Raw genomic sequence first — 19,762 nt, 5'->3', positions numbered from 1 at the left:
ATTATCCCTCTTTCAACCATTGGACCGTTTCGTGGTCTAAACGTTTCGTCAATGCGACAACGAGTTGTACCGCTGCCTCGTAATCATCTTTATGGATGATGGACACGTTCGTGTGTAAATAGCGGACCGGCACCGTCAATGCGATGGCCGGCATCCCAATTCCAGATAGATGGAACCGCCCTGCATCGGTACCACCGCCTGGTGTTAAGTCCAATTGATACTTAATGTCTTGCTCTTTGGCCACGTCAACGATCAGGTCGACAAGGCGTGGGTTCGTGACGGTAGTCGCATCAAAGAAGATGACCTGAACCCCGTCTCCGAGTTTTGATAACCCTTCTGCTTGGGTCATCCCTGGCGTATCACTCGGAATGCCTGTATCGACAGCAATCGCGACATCCGGGCGAATCAAGTTGGCAGCGGTCACCGCTCCACGTAACCCGACCTCTTCCTGTACCGTCGCTCCTGTGTACACGACGCCAGGGAACGATTCTTCCTTCAGACGTTTTGCTGCTTCGATGGCAATCGCACATCCGATGCGGTTGTCCCATGCCTTCGCCATCAAGAAGTTCTCATTTTTCATGACAGTGAATTCGCAATGTGGCACGACCGTATCGCCTGGACGAATTCCCCATTCAGCCACTTCGTCTTTCGACGTCGCACCGATATCTAGGAACATATCTTTGATTTCGACGGGCTTCTTACGTGCCTCAAGTGGTAGGACGTGAGGTGGTTTCGCACCAATGACACCCGGAATCTTTTCACCAGACCGTGTGACTACATCCATTCGTTGTGCCAATAGCACCTGGTTCCACCAGCCACCGAGCGCCTGGAAACGAAGGAAACCGCCTTCTTCCACACGCGTCACCATGAAGCCAACTTCATCCATGTGACCCGCAATCATGACACGTGGACCTTCAGCATCTCCGGTCACTTGACCAAATAGACTTCCGAGTCCATCCTGTTCAAACGACTCGACATGCGGCTCGAGGTATTCACGCATCAATTGACGGACTTCTCCCTCATTTCCTGGGACGCCTGTTGCATCCGTCAAACGTTTTAACATATGTAACGATTCATTCATACCAATCCGCTCCTTTTCATTAATATCCTTGATTTTGTCGCTCATGGTTTACTTCATTTTTATTCATGTATGCTAGCAAAATGAGTTGCTCATTAAAACCGAGCGTATAACCAAGTTCGAGATAAGCTGCCATCAGCGTCTCGTACATGGCTTCTGTTTTTGAAAGACCAAAGTTCGTCACTTTTCGATAAATATCTAAAAAAGCATCAGTCGCATCAAGATATGAACTTCCCGCAGGAAACGCATCTCGTTCATACCCGAGCGCAAGACCAAGTGACAGTAAGAAATGAATGCCGTCCACATATTCTTCTAAGATCACATCTTGAGGCGACGGTCCTTTCTTCGACCAAAACTTAAAGCTACGTGTTTCGTTAGCCAGTTCACCGAGCTCGACAAGCAGCGCCAGTAACCGTTCATCGAATTGATTGCCGGATAATCCATGTTGTGCTTTGATCCGCTCGTCTAATTCGCGCTGCCGATCAAACAATGTTGTCCAGTTCACCGGATGTTCCTCCTCTATCTCCACTTATAGCAGTACTAAAATCATTAAAGACCAGCCCACTGCTAAAATCAATACTTGTAATTGAAGCAGTTTTGGGGCATGAACCGTCTTCTTCCGAGTCAGATGAAGACCGAACAAGGCACCGATGGCTCCTCCCGCATAGGCATATAGGACGTTAAAATCGCCTTTCCCGTGTGTATACTGTTTTGCCCGAATATAAGTATAGACATTCAACACAATAAGGGCTAAGGCGACGATCGCGACAACCGATTGATTCATGCGCTTTCCTCCTTCTCTTCATTCTAAGAAATTCTACAGAAAAAAGAAAGCGCCGAGAGAGTGTCTCGGCGCTGTCGATTGAACGATTACGCGTTCAATTTTGATTTAGCTGTTTCAGCGAGTGACGCGAATGCCTGTGCATCTGTCACAGCAAGCTCAGCAAGCATCTTACGGTTGATGTCGATTCCTGCAAGCTTGAGGCCGTGCATCATACGGCTGTATGAGAGACCGTTTGTGCGTGCTGCCGCATTGATACGTGTGATCCAAAGACGACGGAAATCACGTTTCTTCTGACGACGGTCACGGTAAGCGTACATGAGTGACTTCATGACCTGTTGTTTTGCTACTTTAAATAGAATGTGTTTCGAACCAAAGTATCCTTTGGCAAGTTTAATTTGCTTTTTACGACGTTGACGAGTCGTATAACCGCCTTTTACGCGTGGCATATGGATTCCCTCCTAAATTGTTTCTGTATTACTTCGCGATCATGTTGCGAATGCGTTTGAAGTCTCCAGCTGATACGATAGCGCCTTTACGGAGCTTACGTTTCGCTTTAGTCGATTTGTTTGCGAACAAGTGACTTGTGTAAGCGTGTGAACGCTTGAGTTTACCTGATGCTGTACGTTTGAAACGTTTTGAAGCACCGCGGTGCGATTTCATTTTCGGCATGAGTATTTCCTCCCCACTGAGAATCGATAATTAATCTTCTTTGTTCGGAGCCAGCACTAAGAACATGCTGCGTCCTTCCATCTTCGGCTTTTGTTCAACTGTTGCCAAATCGGCACATTCCGCTGCCATTTTGTCCAAAACACGTTTCCCGATTTCCGAGTGTGTGATGGCACGTCCGCGGAAACGAATCGAAGCCTTCACTTTGTTTCCTTTTTCAAGGAACTTGCGTGCGTTACGCAATTTTGTTTGGAAATCGTTGTCCTCGATTGTTGGACTGAGACGTACTTCTTTCATTTGGATGACTTTTTGGTTTTTACGCGCTTCTTTCTCCTTCTTCTGGAGTTCGAAACGGTACTTCCCATAATCCATAATTTTAGCGACCGGTGGATTTGCTTTATCCGCGACTAAGACGAGGTCTAGTTCCGCTTCTTCAGCTAAACGTAACGCATCGTTACGTGATGTCACACCGAGTTGTGCACCGTCTGCGCCAATGAGACGTACTTCACGGGCACGAATGTTTTCGTTGATAAAGAGCTCTTTGCTAATGGTTAGCACCTCCATCGTGCGATTGCACGAGATTTAGATTGACAAGACAACATGGCAATAAAAAAAGCGTCGGCAGTTTCCCACCCACACATCAGTTGAGGTCATAAAACGGCAGACGATGCCGAATGAACCAAGAACTTGATGGACCTGCCTGATGACTCTCAGACGAGGTGAAAAGCGGGTGCTTCTGCTTTGTTGTTTTTAATCACTATGTCATCTTAGCACTAGCAGGAAAAGATGTCAAGATATCGCGCATGAATAATTGGTAGCTCACACTTTTATGATGATACCAGTCATTCTCTCGTTTCGCAATACCTTTTCAAAGGGAATAATGAAATATCAAAGGAGGGATCGACATGAACTGGCGAAAAGATGTATCGCGAGAACATGACTACCATGATCAAGTCCAGCAGATTGTCAGTAAGACGATGCAAGCACATGGGTTAGAAGACGAAACATTACAGGCGGTTTTAACAGACTTATTAGAAGAAATGAATCGCATCACTTTAAAAATCGTCGATGACCATGAGTCGGCTCAAAATTATATCCATAAGCGTTGGTATTAATGGAAAACCCATTGCTTGTTAAAACGATTCCTAATAAGGAAGACCGCCTGCCTCAAATGGAGGAAGACGGTCTTTTTGATTATTGTGCGTATACCATTTGGCCGCCAAGGTGTCCCACATAAGCTAGCAATCCGGCACCGATAAGAGCTACAACGAAACTGAGGGTGATCCACAACTTTCCTTTCGCACGATATCCAATGCCGAGTAAGATGATCGTGACCCCAAAAGCAATCAAGCTATATAAAGCAAAATGCTCATGGTTTTCAATCATCGCCTCTGTTACTGATGGCAGATTCGCTTCCGCATATTCTTCCGCACTATCCCCCGACAAGAAAGCTACCGCACCTGATAGTAACCCGGCAACTAATGTGATGAGCGCGAACAGTCGAAAACTTGTCCATTTAAAACTGATTAAAATTAAAAGTGTTCCAAATAGCAGTAACCCAATTGGAGCATGAACGAGCAATGGGTGTAGCGGGACCCCACCAATCATGACGATTCCTCCTCAAATTGATTTGTTAATGGAAAGTATTTACCCGAATCGATTCAATTCCTACCGCATTCTCCAATTTTCCACAATGCCACACAATTAGTTTGTGAGGGATTTGAAGAAATTGCCGATTGCCTCAAACAATCGAGCAAAGAACCCCTTCACTTCTTCTTGTTCTAAGAATGCTTGAACATCTTGCCCAGCGTCTTTTAATCCGTTACTGATCGATGACCAATCTAGATTCGCTTGTTGCATATTCTCAAACAAGGTCGTCAATTGATCAAGCTGTCCCTCGGATAGTTGAACGTTGTTTTGATTCAATACTTGGATGACGATATCACGAATCTCAATATTCGTTTCAGGCATCTGATTCGCAATTTCCGCTTTAATCTCGTTCATGAGACCTGCTACATCTTCTTGTCCGACCGTCTTCCCAATTTCAGACGTGACGGCCAATTCTTCTTGTGCCAATTCTTTTCGTTCATCCGACAATTCGATGCCTGTTTCGGCTGCCGTCTGATCGTACGCCTTCATAATCCCCGTCAAAGCCGAGGTACCCGTCACGTTAATCGGTGACGTGATATAGATGTCCGCATCCGTCACACCGGCCGTGACGAGGGCGTTCGCATACATATCTTTCGTGACCCATGTCACGTTCTCCGTTTGAATATCGAGACCAGTCCCGTTCGTCAATTTGATTCGGGCAGATGAGTACATGCCACCCCCACGTTGCGCCTGCGGAACAGAATCACCTAAATATTTTTCTTCATCCGCTTCCGTCGCAATGATCGGTTCGATGCCTTCCGGGGCGTCCATTCGTTCGAGTACCCATTTTTCTTGTTCTGCTGATAACGACTCGCCCAGTGTCACAATCGTGTCATTGACGACCGCCTCCGCTCCAACTTTCGGAATCATCCCTGTAAATGCAACCGCTCCAATAGTAAGTGCCAATACTGGCTTCATATAATTCATTAAGTATCACTCCTTATGTTTACGATACGTGTAGATGACCAAATACACATCCGTCTATAGACCGAAAAAAACCACCTTTCTGGTTGGAAAGGTGGTCCCTCACTTAACGTGAACGGTTCGCAATCTCTTCTGTGAGAGATGCGATGAATTCATCAAGTGACGCAGAAACTTGTTCTTGTTGACCGTAACGGCGAATGTTGACCGCACGCTCATCACGTTCTTTATCTCCAAGTACGAGCGTCATTGGAATCTTCTTCATCTGCGCTTCACGAATCTTATAGCCGAGTTTCTCGTCACGAAGGTCTGTTTCGACGCGGACACCGCGCTTAACGAGTTCCGCTTTCACTTCCGCGACGTATTCATCGTGAACATGCGAGACCGGGATTAACTTGACTTGAACCGGTGCGAGCCATGTCGGGAACGCGCCTTTATACTCTTCAATCAAGTAAGCGACAAAACGTTCCATCGTCGAGACGACTCCACGGTGCAAGACGATTGGACGATGATCTTTTCCGTCTGGTCCTGTGTATGTCAAATCGAAACGTTCCGGAAGCAAGAAATCAAGTTGAACAGTTGAGAGTGTCTCTTCTTTCCCAAGAGCCGTCCGTACTTGTACGTCGAGTTTTGGACCGTAGAATGCCGCTTCCCCTTCCGCCTCGAAGTATGGAAGTTCGAGCTCATCCATTGTTTCTTTCAACTGACTCTGTGCCATCTCCCAAATCGCATCGTTATCGAAATACTTCTCTTTATCGGCAGGGTCGCGATACGAGAGACGGAAACGATACTCTTTGATGCCGAAGTCCGCATATACTTCTTGGATCAAGTGAACGATGTCTTTGAATTCTTGCTTCATCTGTTCTGGTGTGACGAACGTATGTCCATCATTCAAGACCATATAGCGGACACGTTGTAAACCGGTGAGCGCGCCTGACATCTCGTAGCGGTGCATGCCGCCAAGCTCAGCGATTCGAAGTGGAAGTTCACGGTACGAACGCGGCTCATGTTTGTAGATTGTCATATGGTGCGGACAGTTCATCGGGCGAAGAACGAGTTCTTCGTTGTCCATCTCCATTTTCGGGAACATGTCATCTTGATAGTGATCCCAGTGTCCAGATGTCTTATACAAGTCGACCGAACCGAGAACCGGTGTATAGACATGTTGATAGCCGAGTTCGAGCTCTTTATCAACGATGTAGCGCTCGACCGTGCGACGAATTGATGCCCCTTTCGGTAGCCACATCGGAAGCCCTTGTCCGACTTCTTGTGAAACGAAGAAGAGGTCGAGTTCTTTCCCGAGTTTACGATGGTCGCGCTCTTTCGCTTCTTCAAGAAGACGCAAGTGCTCGGCGAGTTGTTCTTTCGTTGCCCATGCTGTCCCGTAAATACGTTGTAACATTTTATTGTCTGAGTCTCCGCGCCAATAGGCACCAGCCACACTCATCAATTTAAAGATTTTCAGCTTCGAAGTTGACGGGACATGTGGTCCGCGGCAAAGGTCGAAGAATTCACCTTGGTGATAGATTGTCAGTGTCTGATCGGCTGGAATGTCTTCAATCAACTCAATCTTGAGCGGGTCTCCCAACTCTTTATAACGAGCGAGCGCATCATCACGGGAAACGACTTCACGCGTAATTTCCAAGTTCTCATCGACGATACGTTTCATCATCTTTTCAATTTCAGGAAGGTCTTCCTCATTGATACGACGGTCCATCTCGATATCGTAATAGAACCCGTTCTCAATCGTCGGTCCGATTCCGAGATAGATGTTATTCTCTTCTCCGTATAGACGTTTGATTGCCTGAGCCATCAAGTGAGCCGACGAGTGGCGCATCAAATCAAGACCGTCTTCCGAGTCCGGCATCACGAGTTCGATTTTACCATCATGCTCGATTGGACGACGGTAGTCGATGAGTTCTCCATCTAATTTTGCTGCGATTGCTTTTTTACGAAGTCCCGGGCTGATCGAGCCTGCGACGTCTTCTGCTGTGACGCCGGCATCAAATTCTTTTACCGCGCCATCTGGAAATGTTAATTGAATCATGTACATCTGTCCCCTCTCAAAAAATGAATAAAAAAAAAGCCCATCCCTCAAAAAGGGACGAGCTTTGATTCTCGTGGTACCACCCTCGTTCCCAAGCAACATGCTTGGCTCGAACACACGATAACGAGTGTGAATCGCCGCACGATTGACCCGTACGGTGCTCCGAGGGAGTAAATGCATCGTCGTCGTTAGGAAGCTTCCACCGCCCTTCCCTCGCTAAAACTCGTCTCGATGACCCATATCCTCTTCTGTGCATCCTTTATATGCTTCTTAGTATAGTCAACTCAACCGAGAAAAACAATCCTTTACCGACGGCGATTTTCACCCTTTAATTCAATTTGGGTCGTCGTCGTGGAAATGCGTTGCATGAGACGCTGTGCTTTCATTTTGTTTTGCGGCGAGCCGTCAATCGAAAAATGAGTCTCGAGCTCTTCCCCGCTAAAGTTTGAACTGTAGAGCGTCGGCAAACGGTGCATCATCCGATATTGAAGAATGATTCCGAACAATTCATCACGCACCCACGGACTGATGGCTTCAGCACCGATATCGTCAATCAATAGGACGGGCACGTGTTGGAATGACGTTAAAAATGAATCGAACGACTCGGTACGAATTTTACGTTTCGCTTCCGACACAAAGCCCGGGGCGTGAACTAAAATCGTTTCAATATCCGCCACCTTCAACTCATTGGCGATGGCGGCGAGTAAATAGGTCTTCCCGACGCCAAAACTACCATGTAGATAAAGTCCATTCACTTTTTGTCCCGACTTCATCCCCGTCACGAATCGCATCGCTTCACGCAATGCAATCTTACGTGCATCGTCCGCCCAATCGAAGGATTCGAAACTCGCCTCACGGACTTCTTCCGGTAAAAATAGACTTTTGAATTTACGGTCCATCTCTTTTTGTCGTCTCGCCTGACGATGTGCGACTGTCTCTTCATAACGGATCGCAATCTGTCCTAAATCGACGTAGAGCACCGGTTGATGACCGGGGATGACGGCCTGCTCTTCGATGAACGTCTTCCCATCCATCTGTTCGGCATACTCACTCAGTTTGGTAAACCCGATCTCAATAGCCTTCTCTTCTAATTCAGGATGAGCGTTCAAAAAAGCGATGACCCCTGGATGATTGAGCGTTCGTTTACGAATCGACTCATACGCCTCGCGAACTTTTTTCCGATTCATCAATTGAGACAACGACTGGTTGATTCGTTCCATTCCCTCACCCCTTCTCTTTCAACTCATTTAATAGTTTCACAAGTTCCGCATCATCCGGAACGGACGACTCGAGCTCTTTTTTTCTTGCCTGGTCATACGAGCGTTGTTGTTTCGCCTCATCTTCGAGCCACTTCGGCATATCCCCTTGTTGAGGTTTCCGTCGTGATCCGACCGTGGTACGTTGCACGCTCTCGCGTTTTTGCTGCTTCTTCTCGATAAGCGCATCTTGTGACGCTTCTTGCTCCAACGCTTCTTTTGCATTCGTATAGCCCGCTGTCTTCCAACTCGTGGCAATACGAAGGACATAGTTCTCACTAAGACGTGTCTGCTTCTTCACTTCGATACAATAATAGAAGAGTGCGTTAATGACCCCTGGAGCAAGACCAAGTGTATCGACGAGCTCGATGACCAACTGTTCGTCACTCTTTGACAGTTGTGGAGTCTTCCGAAGAGTCGACACATATTGATGTGGATGTGCGGACTCCATCACATCAGGGTCATGGAGATCTCCAAGCTTCGTCTGTTCAAGTTCGACCGTCTTCTCTTTCCGGTGGCGGGTCTGTTTCTTCTTCAACTGCAAGACCATTTGACGACACCCGTCCCGCTTCTCTTGCTCGCTGAGTGGGAGATAGGCTTCGTGGACAAAGTATTCTTTCAGCATTTCTGCCATCGTTTCTTCATCGAGCTGCGACACGTAGGCCAGTTTTGTGATCGTTTCGTCTAATTTTTTTGTGAAAAATCCGACTGGAAAATTCGTCAGTTTTTTCACGATTTCCATATCAAACGAATAGTTGATCTCAATCTTTGCCCGGTCCGGCTTTTCATAATTTTTCTGTGTGAACGCGCGATGGTTCACGCCTTTGACGTCAAACACTTCATTAAAGTCTTTTGTAACTTCAACAATACCTGCTGGCAACGGATCAATCGTAAAACGTCCCTGTAATTGTTTAAATCGTACTTCCCCGACTTTATAGAAGAGAAAGCTCGATAACAGTCCGTCATTTAAAAACGTATGAGGGGCGAGTGGGACTCGTAATTGATATACGTATTGGGTGGATCGTGCGTCCTTCGTTTTATACGTTCGCACCAATCCGATTGCTTCGAGACGGAATAGACTATCCATCAACTCATTGATGGAATACTCCAACATCTCACACAAGGCACTGTGTGACATATAATTTGATTTCATTTTCCCTGGTTTCAGTTCGCTCCATAACGTTTGGTACAGTGCGAGCGCCTTCACTCCGATAACAGGTTGATATAGGTGGTAAAGGGACTGGTACGATTCACGGTCGACGAGACCCGTACTCATGATGAGTAATTCATCTGTCCCAAAGATTGTACGTTCTTTCTCCATAGCTCTCTCCCCTGAAAAAGGGCGACCAGCAGGCCGCCCTTTAGTTGGTCGAATTTTCTTGCTTCATTAAATCTTCAAGTTCTTTAAAGAACACCGTGATGTCTTTGAACTGGCGATAGACGGATGCGAAGCGAACGTATGCCACTTCATCCACCCGCGCAAGTTCATTCATCACCAACTCACCAACTTGTTCACTCGGAATTTCCGACTGGGCAAGGGCGCGCAGTTGTTGCTCAACTTTTGTCACAACTCCTTCAAGCTGTTCGAGCGTGACCGGTCGTTTTTCGCATGCACGGATAATACCGCGAAGCACTTTTTCACGACTAAACTCTTCACGATTTCCATCTTTTTTTACAATGATGAGCGGTGTCTGTTCGACCGTCTCAAACGTTGTAAACCGATACCCACACTTCTCACATTCACGACGACGTCGAATCGAATAATGGTCTTGCACCGGTCGGGAATCGAGCACTCTCGTTCCATTATGATCACATTTCGGACAACGCATGCTCAAACCTCCTTATCGTTCGACTGATTTATTTCCAATAGCACGGAGCGGGAATTGTTTTGTAAGGGCTTCATAATAGTTCGATACAATTTGAGCCAAGTCTGCCCCGAATCGCTGTTCACGATTCAATGTGAAGTCGACCGCGGTCCGACCACCATCCACTTGTACAATTGTAATGAGTCCATCCCATCCTTCTCCAATGAACGAAAGTTCTCCTCGATTCGAGTCGATCCGACGCACCGTCTGACCATTTGACTGAATCTGACCTTCTAGCCATTGTAAGATAGAAATCGGAGATGCTGCATAGTAACGAGTTTGCAGTGATTCATGTTTATGTGTATCTTTCGTTTCAATATGTGTTTGTAACTTATCTAACAGTCCCATAATCCACCTCAACGCCTGAGTTATATACGTTAAGCATATCAAAATTACGGCGACAACAAAACAATTAAAAGGGCTGACCGTCAAACGGCCAGCCTCAAAAGGTTCTTCAGAATTATTTAGTTAGTGCGACTTGTGCTTCTGGAACACGAATCGGTCCCATTCCACGCTCAAGTTTCACATCTTCACGTACTTTTGCATCCAATCCTTCGGCGATATATTGCGATGCCGTAGCTGGATCGATTCGATCTCCACATGTGAACACGTCAACCGACGCATAGCCATGTTCTGGGAAACTGTGAATCGTTAAGTGTGATTCTGAAATGATGACGACCCCACTTACACCGTGTGGCGCAAATTTGTGGAATGCAACTTCGCGGACTTCAGCGCCCGAACGAAGAGCGGCATCGACGAACAAACGCTCGATGTAGTCGATATCATTTAATTTGTCGGGATTGCACTCCCAAAGTTCTGTAATAATGTGACGTCCCATAGTATCCATATTAGTGGATCCCCCTTTACATCAATGGTCTCAAAGTAGTTGATGATCACTCACTTTGTGCCTGAATCGCCCACAACCACGGGGGCAAGTTAGTCCTAAGAGGTCCTAACCCTTTAAGTTGCGTTTGTCAGACCAATTGAAGTTCACGAAACTGAGTGTAACGTGTTTAGGACGTCGTTACAAGACATTTGTTTAAAAAAAATGAAAATATTTTTTAGAGCGTAATATTTTTTAGGCGTGGGTTTCTTGTTGACCGATTTGAAGGTAACTCGCAACCATGTCTAACAAGTCGACGACGCGGCACGAATAGCCCCATTCGTTGTCGTACCATGCGAGTACTTTGACATGGTTTCCTCCAAGCACCATCGTTGAATCCATATCGATAATCGACGAACGGTCGTCCCCATTAAAGTCGATGGAGACAAGTGGTTCGTGAGAAACACCTAAAATCCCCGTCATCTCACCAAATGCCGCCCGTTCAAATGCTTCATTGACTTCATCGACCGTTACATCACGATGTAGTTCGACGACCAAGTCAACGAGCGACACGTTCGGTGTCGGGACGCGAAGTGCCATCCCGTTCAACTTGCCTTGAAGTTCTGGCATGACGAGTCCGATTGCTTTTGCAGCTCCAGTTGAAGTTGGAATGATTGAGCTACCACAAGCACGTGCCCGGCGTAAATCTTTGTGCGGATTATCGATGTTATTTTGATCGTTCGTATAGGCATGCACCGTCGTGATGAGCCCTGTCTCAATGCCAAACGTCGAATGCAACACCTTTACGACGGGACCGAGGCAGTTCGTCGTACACGAAGCGTTTGAAATGATGTGGTCTTCTTCCGGTCGATAGTCGCGATCATTGACCCCCATCACGATCGTTCGTAAATCCCCTTTGCCCGGTGCGGTCAAAATCACTTTTTTCGCCCCTGCCTCGAGATGAAGTCGTGCCCCGCTATCAGAGTTAAACTTCCCTGTCGCTTCGACGACGATGTCGATTGCAAGGTCCGCCCAAGGCAAACGTGATGGATCACGTTCTGAAATGAGTTCGATTCGTTTCCCATCAACTTCGAGCGCATCCCCTTGCGCCCGAACCGTTAGTTCAAATGGTCCATGAATGGAATCATGTTTGATCAGATGAGCGAGCGTTTCTGCTGGATAGCTCGCATTGATTGCCACTACTTCGTGACGCCCCTCAAGCATCAACTTTCGAAATACCATTCTCCCGATTCGACCGAATCCGTTTATTGCAACTTTTGTCCCCATGCTGCATCCCCCTTTTTCTACATTACGGTTTCATTATAACGGATAGCTGTAAGCGTTTTCACTATGTAATGTCACATTTTTTTCGTTTTTCTTTGTTTATTTTTTGAAAATCAGGGGAATTTGTTGGCGTAATGCACAAAGAGAAAGGAGGCGTCACGATGTTTGATTGGGGAGATATCGATAAATTCTTTATTTCGTTCTTTATCATTTTACCGATTGTGACGTTAATACATGAGCTTGGTCACTTCTTCTTCGCAAAGTTGTTCGGTGGCTCACTCGACATGCAAATCGGTACCGGAAAGAAACTATTTAAAGTAGGTCGTTTACAAGTAAACCGTGTCTATTTTTACGATGCATGGTGCCAGTTCACGGATTTAAGATGGAGCAACAAAGTCACTCGTACGCTAGTCTATGGCGGTGGAGCCATTTTCAATTTAGCGAGTATCTTGATCGTCAACGCGTTCATCCTTCGACGAGATATTGAACCGACACTCTATACGTATCAGTTCGCCTACTTCTCGTTCTACTATATCTTCTTTTCACTCTATCCTATCTATTATTCGAACGGGCATCCGAGCGATGGACGTGCGATTTATGATACATGGAAAAAAGGGTCACCCGAATCCGATCCATTAAACTAAAAAGAAGGCGATTAGTCGCCTTCATTTTGTATTGTCTTAAATTGTTCGACCAAACGATCAATTTGCTGTGGCAAATCGCCTAATGCCCCATTATTATTAACAAGGAAATCCGCCTGGTGCTTTTTATCTTCGATTGGAATCTGTGAGCGAATACGGGCAAGCGCCTCTTCTTTCGTCAATCCGTTTCGTTCCATAAGACGCATCAACTGTATCTCTTCGCGACAATAGACGACGACCGAATAATCGACGAGGTCGAGCATCGTGCCCTCAAATAAGAGAGGAATATCAAAAATGACAACAGATTCCCCCGATGCTTCATAAGCACGCATCTGTTCCTTCATCTCTTCACGAATTGCCGGATGCATCAATTGATTCAATTGCTGACGCTTCGTTTCATCATGGAAGATTTCCCGTCCTAGTGCAGGACGATTCAATACATCACCATCAAAACATTTCGGAAAAGCGGTTTTTACACCTTCAATCGCCTTTCCTCCCGGTTCAACGACCGTTCGCGCAATCAAATCGGCATCGATAATCGGAATTCCTCTTTCTCGAAACAATCGAGACACCGTAGACTTTCCGGTTGCGATCCCACCCGTCAACCCAATTTTCAACATATTCGCCCACCCCTTAGCGTTGTTGGCAGTTTGGGCAATAATGCGTGCCGCGTCCGCCGAGCTTCATCTTTTCAATCTCTTGGCCGCATCGCTGACACGGCTCGCCCGCCTGTCCATAAACAAATAATCTTTCTTGGAATGTCCCTGTTGCCCCATCTGGATTCGTATAACTTCGAATCGTACTTCCACCGCGCTCGATCGCTTCCGTCAGAACGTCAACCGCTTCGACCCGGATGCGGTCGACTTCTTCCCTCGATAAGCTAGCGGCCGGTCGAGTCGGATGAATACCGGCTCGAAATAGTGTCTCATCCACATAAATATTACCTAACCCAACGAAAATGGACTGGTCAAGGAGAGCTGTCTTGATTGCTCGCGTCTTCATCCGTTCTAAACGTCGATGCAATGCCTCTCCGGTCACGCGCTCATCAAACGGTTCATATGCGAGCAAGGAAAGCGGTGGTGTCGTATGAATCGTTTCATTCGTCCTCAACTCCATCGTACCAAATTTGCGCACATCGTTATAATGAAGAGTTGATTGATCGGTAAATGTTATCACGACATGTGTATGTTTAACAGGCTCTGTGATTGTTTCATGTGGGAAAAACTTCCCTTCCATACGTAAATGCGAGACGAGGTAACCGTTCGTAAGTTTGAATAAAATGAACTTTCCACGACGTTCCACATCTACGATTGTTTCTCCTACTAAATGGTGAACCCATTCTTCAGCATCATGTCCTCGAATAATTTTAGGGTCGAGTACATCGACAGACTGGATCTTTTTTCCTGAAACGAATGGTCGCAACTTACGACAGACCGTTTCGACTTCTGGTAATTCTGGCATACTGATTTCCTTTCTATTTGTTTATTTCGTGTCGAACCAAGTAATCCCGACGGCACCGTCTGCACGTAACGGGACATCGAGGGTGACCGTATGCTCCATTGCATCCGTCACGAGTTTCTCTAACGCTTCCATTTCATCGGACGGTCCTTCAAAAATTAACTCATCGTGTACTTGTAACAAAAGTTTTGATTGAAGCCCTGACGACTTTAACGCATTGTCGACATCAATCATCGCTTTTTTGATGATATCAGCTGCCGTCCCTTGAATCGGTGTATTGATTGCGGTACGTTCAGCAAATCCACGTAAGTTAAAGTTGCTTGAATGGATATCCGGAATATTTCGACGTCGTTTTAACATCGTCTCCACGAATCCATGTTCTCGCGCCCGTTCAATAGCAGCATCCATGAATGTCTTCACTCCCGGAAACTGTTCAAAATACGTATCGATAAAGGTTTGTGCTTCCTTTCGAGTAATTCCTAGGTTTTGCGAGAGTCCATAGTCACTGATGCCATAGATGATCCCAAAATTGACCGCTTTCGCTTGACGACGCATGAGCGACGTGACTTCTTCATTCGATACTTTAAATACGTTCGCTGCCGTTGATGTGTGGATATCCTCATCGTGCAGGAAAGCATCCATCATTTTCGCATCTTGTGACATATGCGCCATGATACGTAGTTCAATCTGAGAGTAGTCGACCGCATAAAGCACCCAACCTGGTTCGCTTGCGGTGAACGCCTTGCGGATACGACGACCTTCCTCTAATCGGATCGGGATGTTTTGTAAGTTCGGATTGACCGACGAGAGTCTTCCTGTTTGTGTCAACGTCTGCGTGTATCGCGTGTGAATCTTGCCGTCGTCTTTTACAACTTTCTGCAAGCCTTCAACATAAGTTGATTGCAGTTTACCGAGTTCACGATAATGCATTATTTTTTCGATGATTGGATGAAGTGGCGCCAATTTTTCAAGAACATCCGCTGCAGTCGAGTAACCCGTCTTCGTCTTTTTCACAGGAGGGAGTGCTAATTTTTCAAACAAGACGACCCCTAGCTGTTTTGGCGAATTGATGTTAAACGGTTCGCCGGCCAACTCATGAATCGTCACTTCAAGCGCGGAGAGACGTTCTCGAAGATCCGTTTCCATATGTTGAAGGGTTTCGACGTTCACATGAATACCTGCCCATTCCATTTCAGCTAACACGGAGACGAGCGGCTTTTCAAGTGCCTCATATAGTTCTGTCTGTTCATTGTCTTTCAATTCTTTTGCGACACGCTCAAACAACGTCAAAATCGCGTGTGCTTTCTCCGTGAGGTGTGCATGGAACACATCCTCTTCAGGGATTTTGATTTTCGCCCCTTTTCCGTAAACCGCTTCGTCTTCCTCAAGATGATATGCGAAGTGAGAGGCGATCGAGCTGAGCGACGTTCCGCCAGAAAGATTTAATAAGTATCCTGCAACGAGCAGATCTTCATATCCCCGAAGTGTCAATTGGTGTCGCTTCAATTGAATGATCGTCTGTTTCGCATCTAGACAGATGGTCGTCTGAGATTCATCCTCAATCCATTGTTTGACCCGTTCATCTTGTAACAGTGACACGTCACCAATGGTCACGCCACGGTCCGATGCAATCGCAACCCCGATGATATCATCTTCAAAATAATCGTCTTTCAACTGTTCAAGTAAGAGAACAGCTTGTGACAGGTCTTGATCCGCCACATCGATGGTCGGTCGTTCTTCTTTTTCGACTGGTTCTTCTGATGAAGTATCTTGTAACTTCCCAATCAGCGACTTGAATTGAAGCTCCATAAAGAGCGGTTTTACGAGAGAGGCGTCATATGGTTTGAAGACGAGATCGTCAGCGGATACATCGAGTGGCACGTCCGTATAAATGGTCGCCAACTGTTTCGACATTTTCGCTTCACGTTCGTTTGCTTCAACCTTTTCCTTCTGCTTCCCTTTTAGTTCATCCGTATGTTCGTAGAGTCCTTCGACGGTCCCATACGTGGTAATCAACTTCAGCGCCGTCTTTTCTCCCACGCCCGGAATCCCCGGGATGTTATCCGATTTATCACCCATCAACCCTTTTAAGTCAATCATCTGAATTGGTTGAAGTCCTTCGTAGCGTTCCCTGAACGCGGTCTCGTTCATTTTCTCGACGTCTGTGATCCCTCGTTTTGTCAAATACACTGTCACGCGTTCGTTGATGAGTTGAAGTAAATCTTTATCTCCCGTCACGATGGTCACTTCATCAAAGGTCGTGTCTTTTGAAAGGGTTCCGATGATATCATCCGCCTCATATTGGTCGAGCTCTAAGACTGAGATGCCGAACGCCCGACAAACGTCACGCACGAGCGGGAACTGCTCTCGTAATTCTCCAGGTGTCTTTTGACGCCCGCCTTTATATTCTGCGAACGTATCGTGCCGAAACGTTTTCTTCGATGCATCGAAAGCCACGGCGAAATGAGTCGGTTGTTCATCTTCCATCAACTTCAATAACATCATCGTAAATCCATACACCGCATTCGTATTTCTGCCTGATGCATCCGACATCGGAGGCAGTGCAAAAAACGCACGATATGTTAAAGAATTCCCATCCAGGACTAGTAATTTATTCATTCAATCGACCTCCATTCTTCTCTTCACTCATCATACCATACGGGTACATGCGTTCGAAAAAAAAGACCCTTTTCTACGAATAGAAAAGGGCCAAATTCCCGATCGTGTGGAGATGAGCACCGATCGGATCACGAGATGATGAAGAGGTCTCATTGATAGAATAACAAGGTTTTGTAAAGTAAATATGAATGAACGATAAAGGGATTGTTAAACCCGTGGAAATCTGATGGTAAACGTCGTTCCTTTGCCTTCTTCGCTATCGACGTCAATCGTTGCATGATGCAAATCAATGATATGCTTGACGATTGCGAGTCCGAGGCCAGTTCCACCCGAGTTCCGACTTCTTGCCTTATCGACACGATAGAAGCGTTCAAAGATTCGGCTCACTTCTTTTTCAGCTATCCCAATTCCATTGTCCTTGACGCGAAGTTCGTAAGAATCTTGCTTCGTCTCAACGAAAATTTCCACGCGGCTGCCTTCCGGAGAATAGTTGATGGCATTGGCGACCAAGTTCATGATGACTTGTTTCATCCGGTTCAAGTCTGCTTGAAGGATGACTTCTCCATGATGTTGCGCCTCTAGGTGTATCGATTTCTTGTTCGCTTTTTGACTTAGGAGTAGACATACCTCGTCGACTAGTTGATTCAAATCGACTGACACCAGTTCCATCTTGAAATCGTCTCGCTCGAGTCTTGACAATTCAAGGAGATCTTCGACGAGCATCTGCATCCGTGTCGCTTCCTTTTGGATGATGTCTAAGAACTGGTCACGAAGTTCAGGCACTTCTTTCGCTCCATCTAGGAGTGTCTCACTAAATCCACGGATGGACGTCAGTGGCGTTTTGAGTTCATGACTGACGTTCGCCACAAAGTCTTTGCGCATCTTCTCGAGTCGCTTCAATTCTGTAATGTCGTTGAAGAGTAACGTCGTCCCACGAAGCATTCCCGTATCACTGAAAATCGGTGCCGCGGATACCATATATGTTTTTTGATTGAATCCAGTTCGGATGGATAATTGACGACGGTGCACTTCTTCCGTTAAATAGACATCTTCAATGAGCGATTCGACATCAGGACTTGGTAAAATCCCATGATAAAATTGTCCGATGGATAAATCATCGTATTGGAACATCTCACGATACGAGCGGTTGACCAATGTGACGATCCCTCGCTCATCAACAAGAAGGAGTCCGGCTCCCATGTATTCGATGAGCGATTCGAGTCTGGCTCGTTGAACGGACTCACCGAGTGAGATGGACTCTAAATTTCGAGCGAGTACGTTAATCGATCCGGCAAGACTACCCGTTTCTTCATCGTTTCGTAATTCATACACGCGAGCCCGATAATTCCCATCTGCCAGCTCACGTAAGACGATCGTCGCTTCATCGATCGGTCGAATAAATTGGTTCGTCAGATGTTGGAGCACGAACAAGATGACAAAGAAAGAGAAGAAGAGTGCTAACGCAATCGTCAACCAAATTCGATTATAAACTCCTTCTAAGTCTGAGACATATCGAATAAATGTCAAATAGACAGTCCCACCTGTTGCCATTTCGATCGGTTTTGTAAATTGAATCAAATCTTCATTGTCAGCCTCACCGAATGTTCCGTCATCAGGCACGAGGTTAGGGTCGATTTGATAATCGATGGCCCCGACACGAAACGGTGTTCCCGCGATGACCTCCATCCGGCTATTGAGCAGGAGAATGTCAAAACTACTCCCGTCATCGATTTGACCGACATATTCCCGAATCTCGTCCAACTCGCCCCCTTCAAGATAAAGTGCTGCCAGTTGAGCATCTTCTTTTAGACGGTCTCGTTCAGAATCCAAATAGAAATCTTTGAACAGCTGTCCGAGCACAATCCCGAGCGTAAGCAGGACACCGGTGACGAGAAAAATGAGCGTCGTCATAAACCTAGAGCGATACGTCTTCATTCCGAAGTTGGCTCCTCCATCTTATAGCCAAGACCGCGAATCGTTTTTATATATGTCGGCTTCTTAGTCACCGGTTCAATTTTTTCACGAAGGTGACTGATATGAACGTCAACGATTCGTGTGTCACCCACAAAATCATAATTCCAAATGGCCGATAACAATTGATCTCGCGTCAACACGCGTCCTTTATTTTTCGCCAAATAAGCTAACAGTTCAAACTCTTTTGGAGTCAATTCGAGTCGCTCGCCCTGTTTGAATACTTCATAGTTTGAAGCGACGATTTTGACATCACCGATTTGAATGACGTCTTCTTCAACCGCCGATTCTTGCGGGGAAGATCGTCTAAGAATCGCTTTGACACGTGCGACCACTTCACGCGGACTAAACGGCTTTGTCAAATAATCGTCCGCACCAAGCTCGAGTCCGAGTACTTTATCGAACTCATCATCCTTCGCCGTCAACATCAGGATGGGCGTATTGACTTTTTGTTGACGAAGTCGCTTGCACACTTCAAGGCCATCCATCTCCGGTAGCATCAAATCGAGCACAATGAGAACGGCATCTTTTTTCTCAGCCAATTCTAAGCCTGTTTTCCCATCATGCGCCGTCTCCACTTCAAACCCGGCTTGCTCTAAATTAAATTTTAATAATGTCGCAATCGATACTTCATCATCGACAACAATTACTTTATCAGCCACACTACTTCCTCCTCTTAATCCATCAATTGTCACTCTC

22 protein-coding genes are annotated in these 19,762 nt (G+C 46.2%); 2 read left to right on the top strand and 20 right to left on the bottom strand.

What is annotated here, in order from left to right; all coding sequences use genetic code 11:
- Position 1: 1 nt before the first annotated feature.
- The 6 genes from KNO94_RS06040 to infC form a co-directional block, all read right to left on the bottom strand.
- Positions 2-1,081: a M42 family metallopeptidase gene (locus KNO94_RS06040; RefSeq protein ID WP_012726693.1), complete on the bottom strand. Its 1,080-nt coding sequence runs from the start codon at positions 1,079-1,081 to the stop codon at positions 2-4.
- A 19-nt stretch (positions 1,082-1,100) separates the two neighbouring features.
- Positions 1,101-1,583 (bottom strand): dUTP diphosphatase, encoded by a 483-nt coding sequence (locus KNO94_RS06035; protein WP_012726694.1) that lies wholly within the window; start codon positions 1,581-1,583, stop codon positions 1,101-1,103.
- Between the two features lie 24 nt (positions 1,584-1,607).
- Positions 1,608-1,862, bottom strand: a complete 255-nt coding sequence (locus tag KNO94_RS06030) for a hypothetical protein (protein WP_214741308.1) — start codon at positions 1,860-1,862, stop codon at positions 1,608-1,610.
- A gap of 86 nt (positions 1,863-1,948) precedes the next feature.
- The gene (gene rplT, locus KNO94_RS06025; RefSeq protein WP_012726696.1) at positions 1,949-2,308 is read right to left on the bottom strand and encodes a 50S ribosomal protein L20; all 360 of its coding nucleotides are present in this window, start codon (positions 2,306-2,308) and stop codon (positions 1,949-1,951) included.
- 28 nt (positions 2,309-2,336) lie between these two features.
- Positions 2,337-2,531, bottom strand: a complete 195-nt coding sequence (gene rpmI / locus KNO94_RS06020; protein ID WP_012726697.1) for a 50S ribosomal protein L35 — start codon at positions 2,529-2,531, stop codon at positions 2,337-2,339.
- A gap of 30 nt (positions 2,532-2,561) precedes the next feature.
- Positions 2,562-3,092, bottom strand: a complete 531-nt coding sequence (infC, locus tag KNO94_RS06015; RefSeq protein ID WP_012726698.1) for a translation initiation factor IF-3 — start codon at positions 3,090-3,092, stop codon at positions 2,562-2,564.
- A gap of 341 nt (positions 3,093-3,433) precedes the next feature.
- Between infC and KNO94_RS06010 the strand changes: the two genes are divergently transcribed.
- Positions 3,434-3,643, top strand: coding sequence for a hypothetical protein (locus KNO94_RS06010; protein ID WP_214741310.1), 210 nt, complete (start codon positions 3,434-3,436; stop codon positions 3,641-3,643).
- Between the two features lie 79 nt (positions 3,644-3,722).
- On the opposite strand, the gene KNO94_RS06005 is transcribed toward KNO94_RS06010, so the two are convergent.
- From KNO94_RS06005 to KNO94_RS05965, 9 genes are all read right to left on the bottom strand, one after another.
- Positions 3,723-4,136: a DUF2231 domain-containing protein gene (locus tag KNO94_RS06005; protein ID WP_214778195.1), complete on the bottom strand. Its 414-nt coding sequence runs from the start codon at positions 4,134-4,136 to the stop codon at positions 3,723-3,725.
- 96 nt (positions 4,137-4,232) lie between these two features.
- A complete protein-coding gene (locus tag KNO94_RS06000) occupies positions 4,233-5,105 on the bottom strand; it encodes a DUF1002 domain-containing protein (RefSeq protein WP_214778194.1) in 873 nt (290 codons plus the stop codon).
- A 103-nt stretch (positions 5,106-5,208) separates the two neighbouring features.
- Entirely contained in the window at positions 5,209-7,152 is a 1,944-nt protein-coding gene (gene thrS / locus KNO94_RS05995; RefSeq protein WP_214778193.1) for a threonine--tRNA ligase, read from the bottom strand.
- A gap of 299 nt (positions 7,153-7,451) precedes the next feature.
- Positions 7,452-8,366 (bottom strand): primosomal protein DnaI, encoded by a 915-nt coding sequence (gene dnaI / locus KNO94_RS05990; protein ID WP_214778192.1) that lies wholly within the window; start codon positions 8,364-8,366, stop codon positions 7,452-7,454.
- Positions 8,367-8,370: 4 nt separating this feature from the next.
- On the bottom strand, positions 8,371-9,723 hold the full coding sequence (locus KNO94_RS05985) for a DnaD domain protein (RefSeq protein ID WP_214741320.1): 1,353 nt from the start codon (positions 9,721-9,723) through the stop codon (positions 8,371-8,373).
- Between the two features lie 40 nt (positions 9,724-9,763).
- Complete coding sequence (nrdR, locus tag KNO94_RS05980; protein ID WP_012726705.1) at positions 9,764-10,231, bottom strand: transcriptional regulator NrdR; 468 nt, start codon at positions 10,229-10,231, stop codon at positions 9,764-9,766.
- Between the two features lie 12 nt (positions 10,232-10,243).
- Positions 10,244-10,615 (bottom strand): hypothetical protein, encoded by a 372-nt coding sequence (locus tag KNO94_RS05975; protein WP_214741322.1) that lies wholly within the window; start codon positions 10,613-10,615, stop codon positions 10,244-10,246.
- Positions 10,616-10,727: 112 nt separating this feature from the next.
- Positions 10,728-11,114 carry an adenosylmethionine decarboxylase gene (gene speD / locus KNO94_RS05970; RefSeq protein ID WP_026825618.1) on the bottom strand — a complete coding sequence of 129 codons (387 nt, stop codon included), beginning with the start codon at positions 11,112-11,114 and terminating at the stop codon, positions 10,728-10,730.
- A gap of 231 nt (positions 11,115-11,345) precedes the next feature.
- Positions 11,346-12,377 (bottom strand): glyceraldehyde-3-phosphate dehydrogenase, encoded by a 1,032-nt coding sequence (locus KNO94_RS05965; protein ID WP_214778190.1) that lies wholly within the window; start codon positions 12,375-12,377, stop codon positions 11,346-11,348.
- A 158-nt stretch (positions 12,378-12,535) separates the two neighbouring features.
- Between KNO94_RS05965 and KNO94_RS05960 the strand changes: the two genes are divergently transcribed.
- Positions 12,536-13,018: a site-2 protease family protein gene (locus tag KNO94_RS05960; protein ID WP_012726709.1), complete on the top strand. Its 483-nt coding sequence runs from the start codon at positions 12,536-12,538 to the stop codon at positions 13,016-13,018.
- Between the two features lie 11 nt (positions 13,019-13,029).
- Here KNO94_RS05960 and coaE read toward each other — a convergent pair whose 3' ends face one another.
- The 5 genes from coaE to KNO94_RS05935 form a co-directional block, all read right to left on the bottom strand.
- Entirely contained in the window at positions 13,030-13,635 is a 606-nt protein-coding gene (gene coaE / locus KNO94_RS05955) for a dephospho-CoA kinase (RefSeq protein WP_214778188.1), read from the bottom strand.
- Between the two features lie 13 nt (positions 13,636-13,648).
- Complete coding sequence (gene mutM / locus KNO94_RS05950) at positions 13,649-14,476, bottom strand: DNA-formamidopyrimidine glycosylase (RefSeq protein WP_214778186.1); 828 nt, start codon at positions 14,474-14,476, stop codon at positions 13,649-13,651.
- A 21-nt stretch (positions 14,477-14,497) separates the two neighbouring features.
- Positions 14,498-17,092, bottom strand: a complete 2,595-nt coding sequence (polA, locus tag KNO94_RS05945; RefSeq protein ID WP_214778184.1) for a DNA polymerase I — start codon at positions 17,090-17,092, stop codon at positions 14,498-14,500.
- Between the two features lie 207 nt (positions 17,093-17,299).
- Entirely contained in the window at positions 17,300-19,027 is a 1,728-nt protein-coding gene (gene pnpS / locus KNO94_RS05940) for a two-component system histidine kinase PnpS (RefSeq protein WP_214778182.1), read from the bottom strand.
- A complete protein-coding gene (locus tag KNO94_RS05935) occupies positions 19,024-19,725 on the bottom strand; it encodes a response regulator transcription factor (protein WP_214778180.1) in 702 nt (233 codons plus the stop codon). Before KNO94_RS05935 ends, pnpS begins: the two co-directional genes overlap by 4 nt.
- Positions 19,726-19,762 lie beyond the last annotated feature (37 nt).

The sequence above is a fragment of the Exiguobacterium sp. s22 genome (genome assembly GCF_018617455.1).
Classification (GTDB): domain Bacteria; phylum Bacillota; class Bacilli; order Exiguobacteriales; family Exiguobacteriaceae; genus Exiguobacterium.
The sequence above is the reverse complement of the archived record's forward strand: the minus strand, read 5'-3'. Positions and strand labels throughout refer to the sequence as shown.

Coding starts and splice junctions, on each gene's coding strand:
- KNO94_RS06040 (WP_012726693.1), bottom strand. CDS start 1,081: ATGAATGAATCGTTACATATGTTAAAACGTTTGACGGATGCAACAGGC.
- KNO94_RS06030 (WP_214741308.1), bottom strand. CDS start 1,862: ATGAATCAATCGGTTGTCGCGATCGTCGCCTTAGCCCTTATTGTGTTG.
- rplT (WP_012726696.1), bottom strand. CDS start 2,308: ATGCCACGCGTAAAAGGCGGTTATACGACTCGTCAACGTCGTAAAAAG.
- rpmI (WP_012726697.1), bottom strand. CDS start 2,531: ATGCCGAAAATGAAATCGCACCGCGGTGCTTCAAAACGTTTCAAACGT.
- infC (WP_012726698.1), bottom strand. CDS start 3,092: ATGGAGGTGCTAACCATTAGCAAAGAGCTCTTTATCAACGAAAACATT.
- KNO94_RS06010 (WP_214741310.1), top strand. CDS start 3,434: ATGAACTGGCGAAAAGATGTATCGCGAGAACATGACTACCATGATCAA.
- KNO94_RS06005 (WP_214778195.1), bottom strand. CDS start 4,136: ATGATTGGTGGGGTCCCGCTACACCCATTGCTCGTTCATGCTCCAATT.
- KNO94_RS06000 (WP_214778194.1), bottom strand. CDS start 5,105: ATGAATTATATGAAGCCAGTATTGGCACTTACTATTGGAGCGGTTGCA.
- thrS (WP_214778193.1), bottom strand. CDS start 7,152: ATGTACATGATTCAATTAACATTTCCAGATGGCGCGGTAAAAGAATTT.
- dnaI (WP_214778192.1), bottom strand. CDS start 8,366: ATGGAACGAATCAACCAGTCGTTGTCTCAATTGATGAATCGGAAAAAA.
- KNO94_RS05985 (WP_214741320.1), bottom strand. CDS start 9,723: ATGGAGAAAGAACGTACAATCTTTGGGACAGATGAATTACTCATCATG.
- nrdR (WP_012726705.1), bottom strand. CDS start 10,231: ATGCGTTGTCCGAAATGTGATCATAATGGAACGAGAGTGCTCGATTCC.
- KNO94_RS05975 (WP_214741322.1), bottom strand. CDS start 10,615: ATGGGACTGTTAGATAAGTTACAAACACATATTGAAACGAAAGATACA.
- speD (WP_026825618.1), bottom strand. CDS start 11,114: ATGGATACTATGGGACGTCACATTATTACAGAACTTTGGGAGTGCAAT.
- KNO94_RS05965 (WP_214778190.1), bottom strand. CDS start 12,377: ATGGGGACAAAAGTTGCAATAAACGGATTCGGTCGAATCGGGAGAATG.
- KNO94_RS05960 (WP_012726709.1), top strand. CDS start 12,536: ATGTTTGATTGGGGAGATATCGATAAATTCTTTATTTCGTTCTTTATC.
- coaE (WP_214778188.1), bottom strand. CDS start 13,635: ATGTTGAAAATTGGGTTGACGGGTGGGATCGCAACCGGAAAGTCTACG.
- mutM (WP_214778186.1), bottom strand. CDS start 14,476: ATGCCAGAATTACCAGAAGTCGAAACGGTCTGTCGTAAGTTGCGACCA.
- polA (WP_214778184.1), bottom strand. CDS start 17,092: ATGAATAAATTACTAGTCCTGGATGGGAATTCTTTAACATATCGTGCG.
- pnpS (WP_214778182.1), bottom strand. CDS start 19,027: ATGAAGACGTATCGCTCTAGGTTTATGACGACGCTCATTTTTCTCGTC.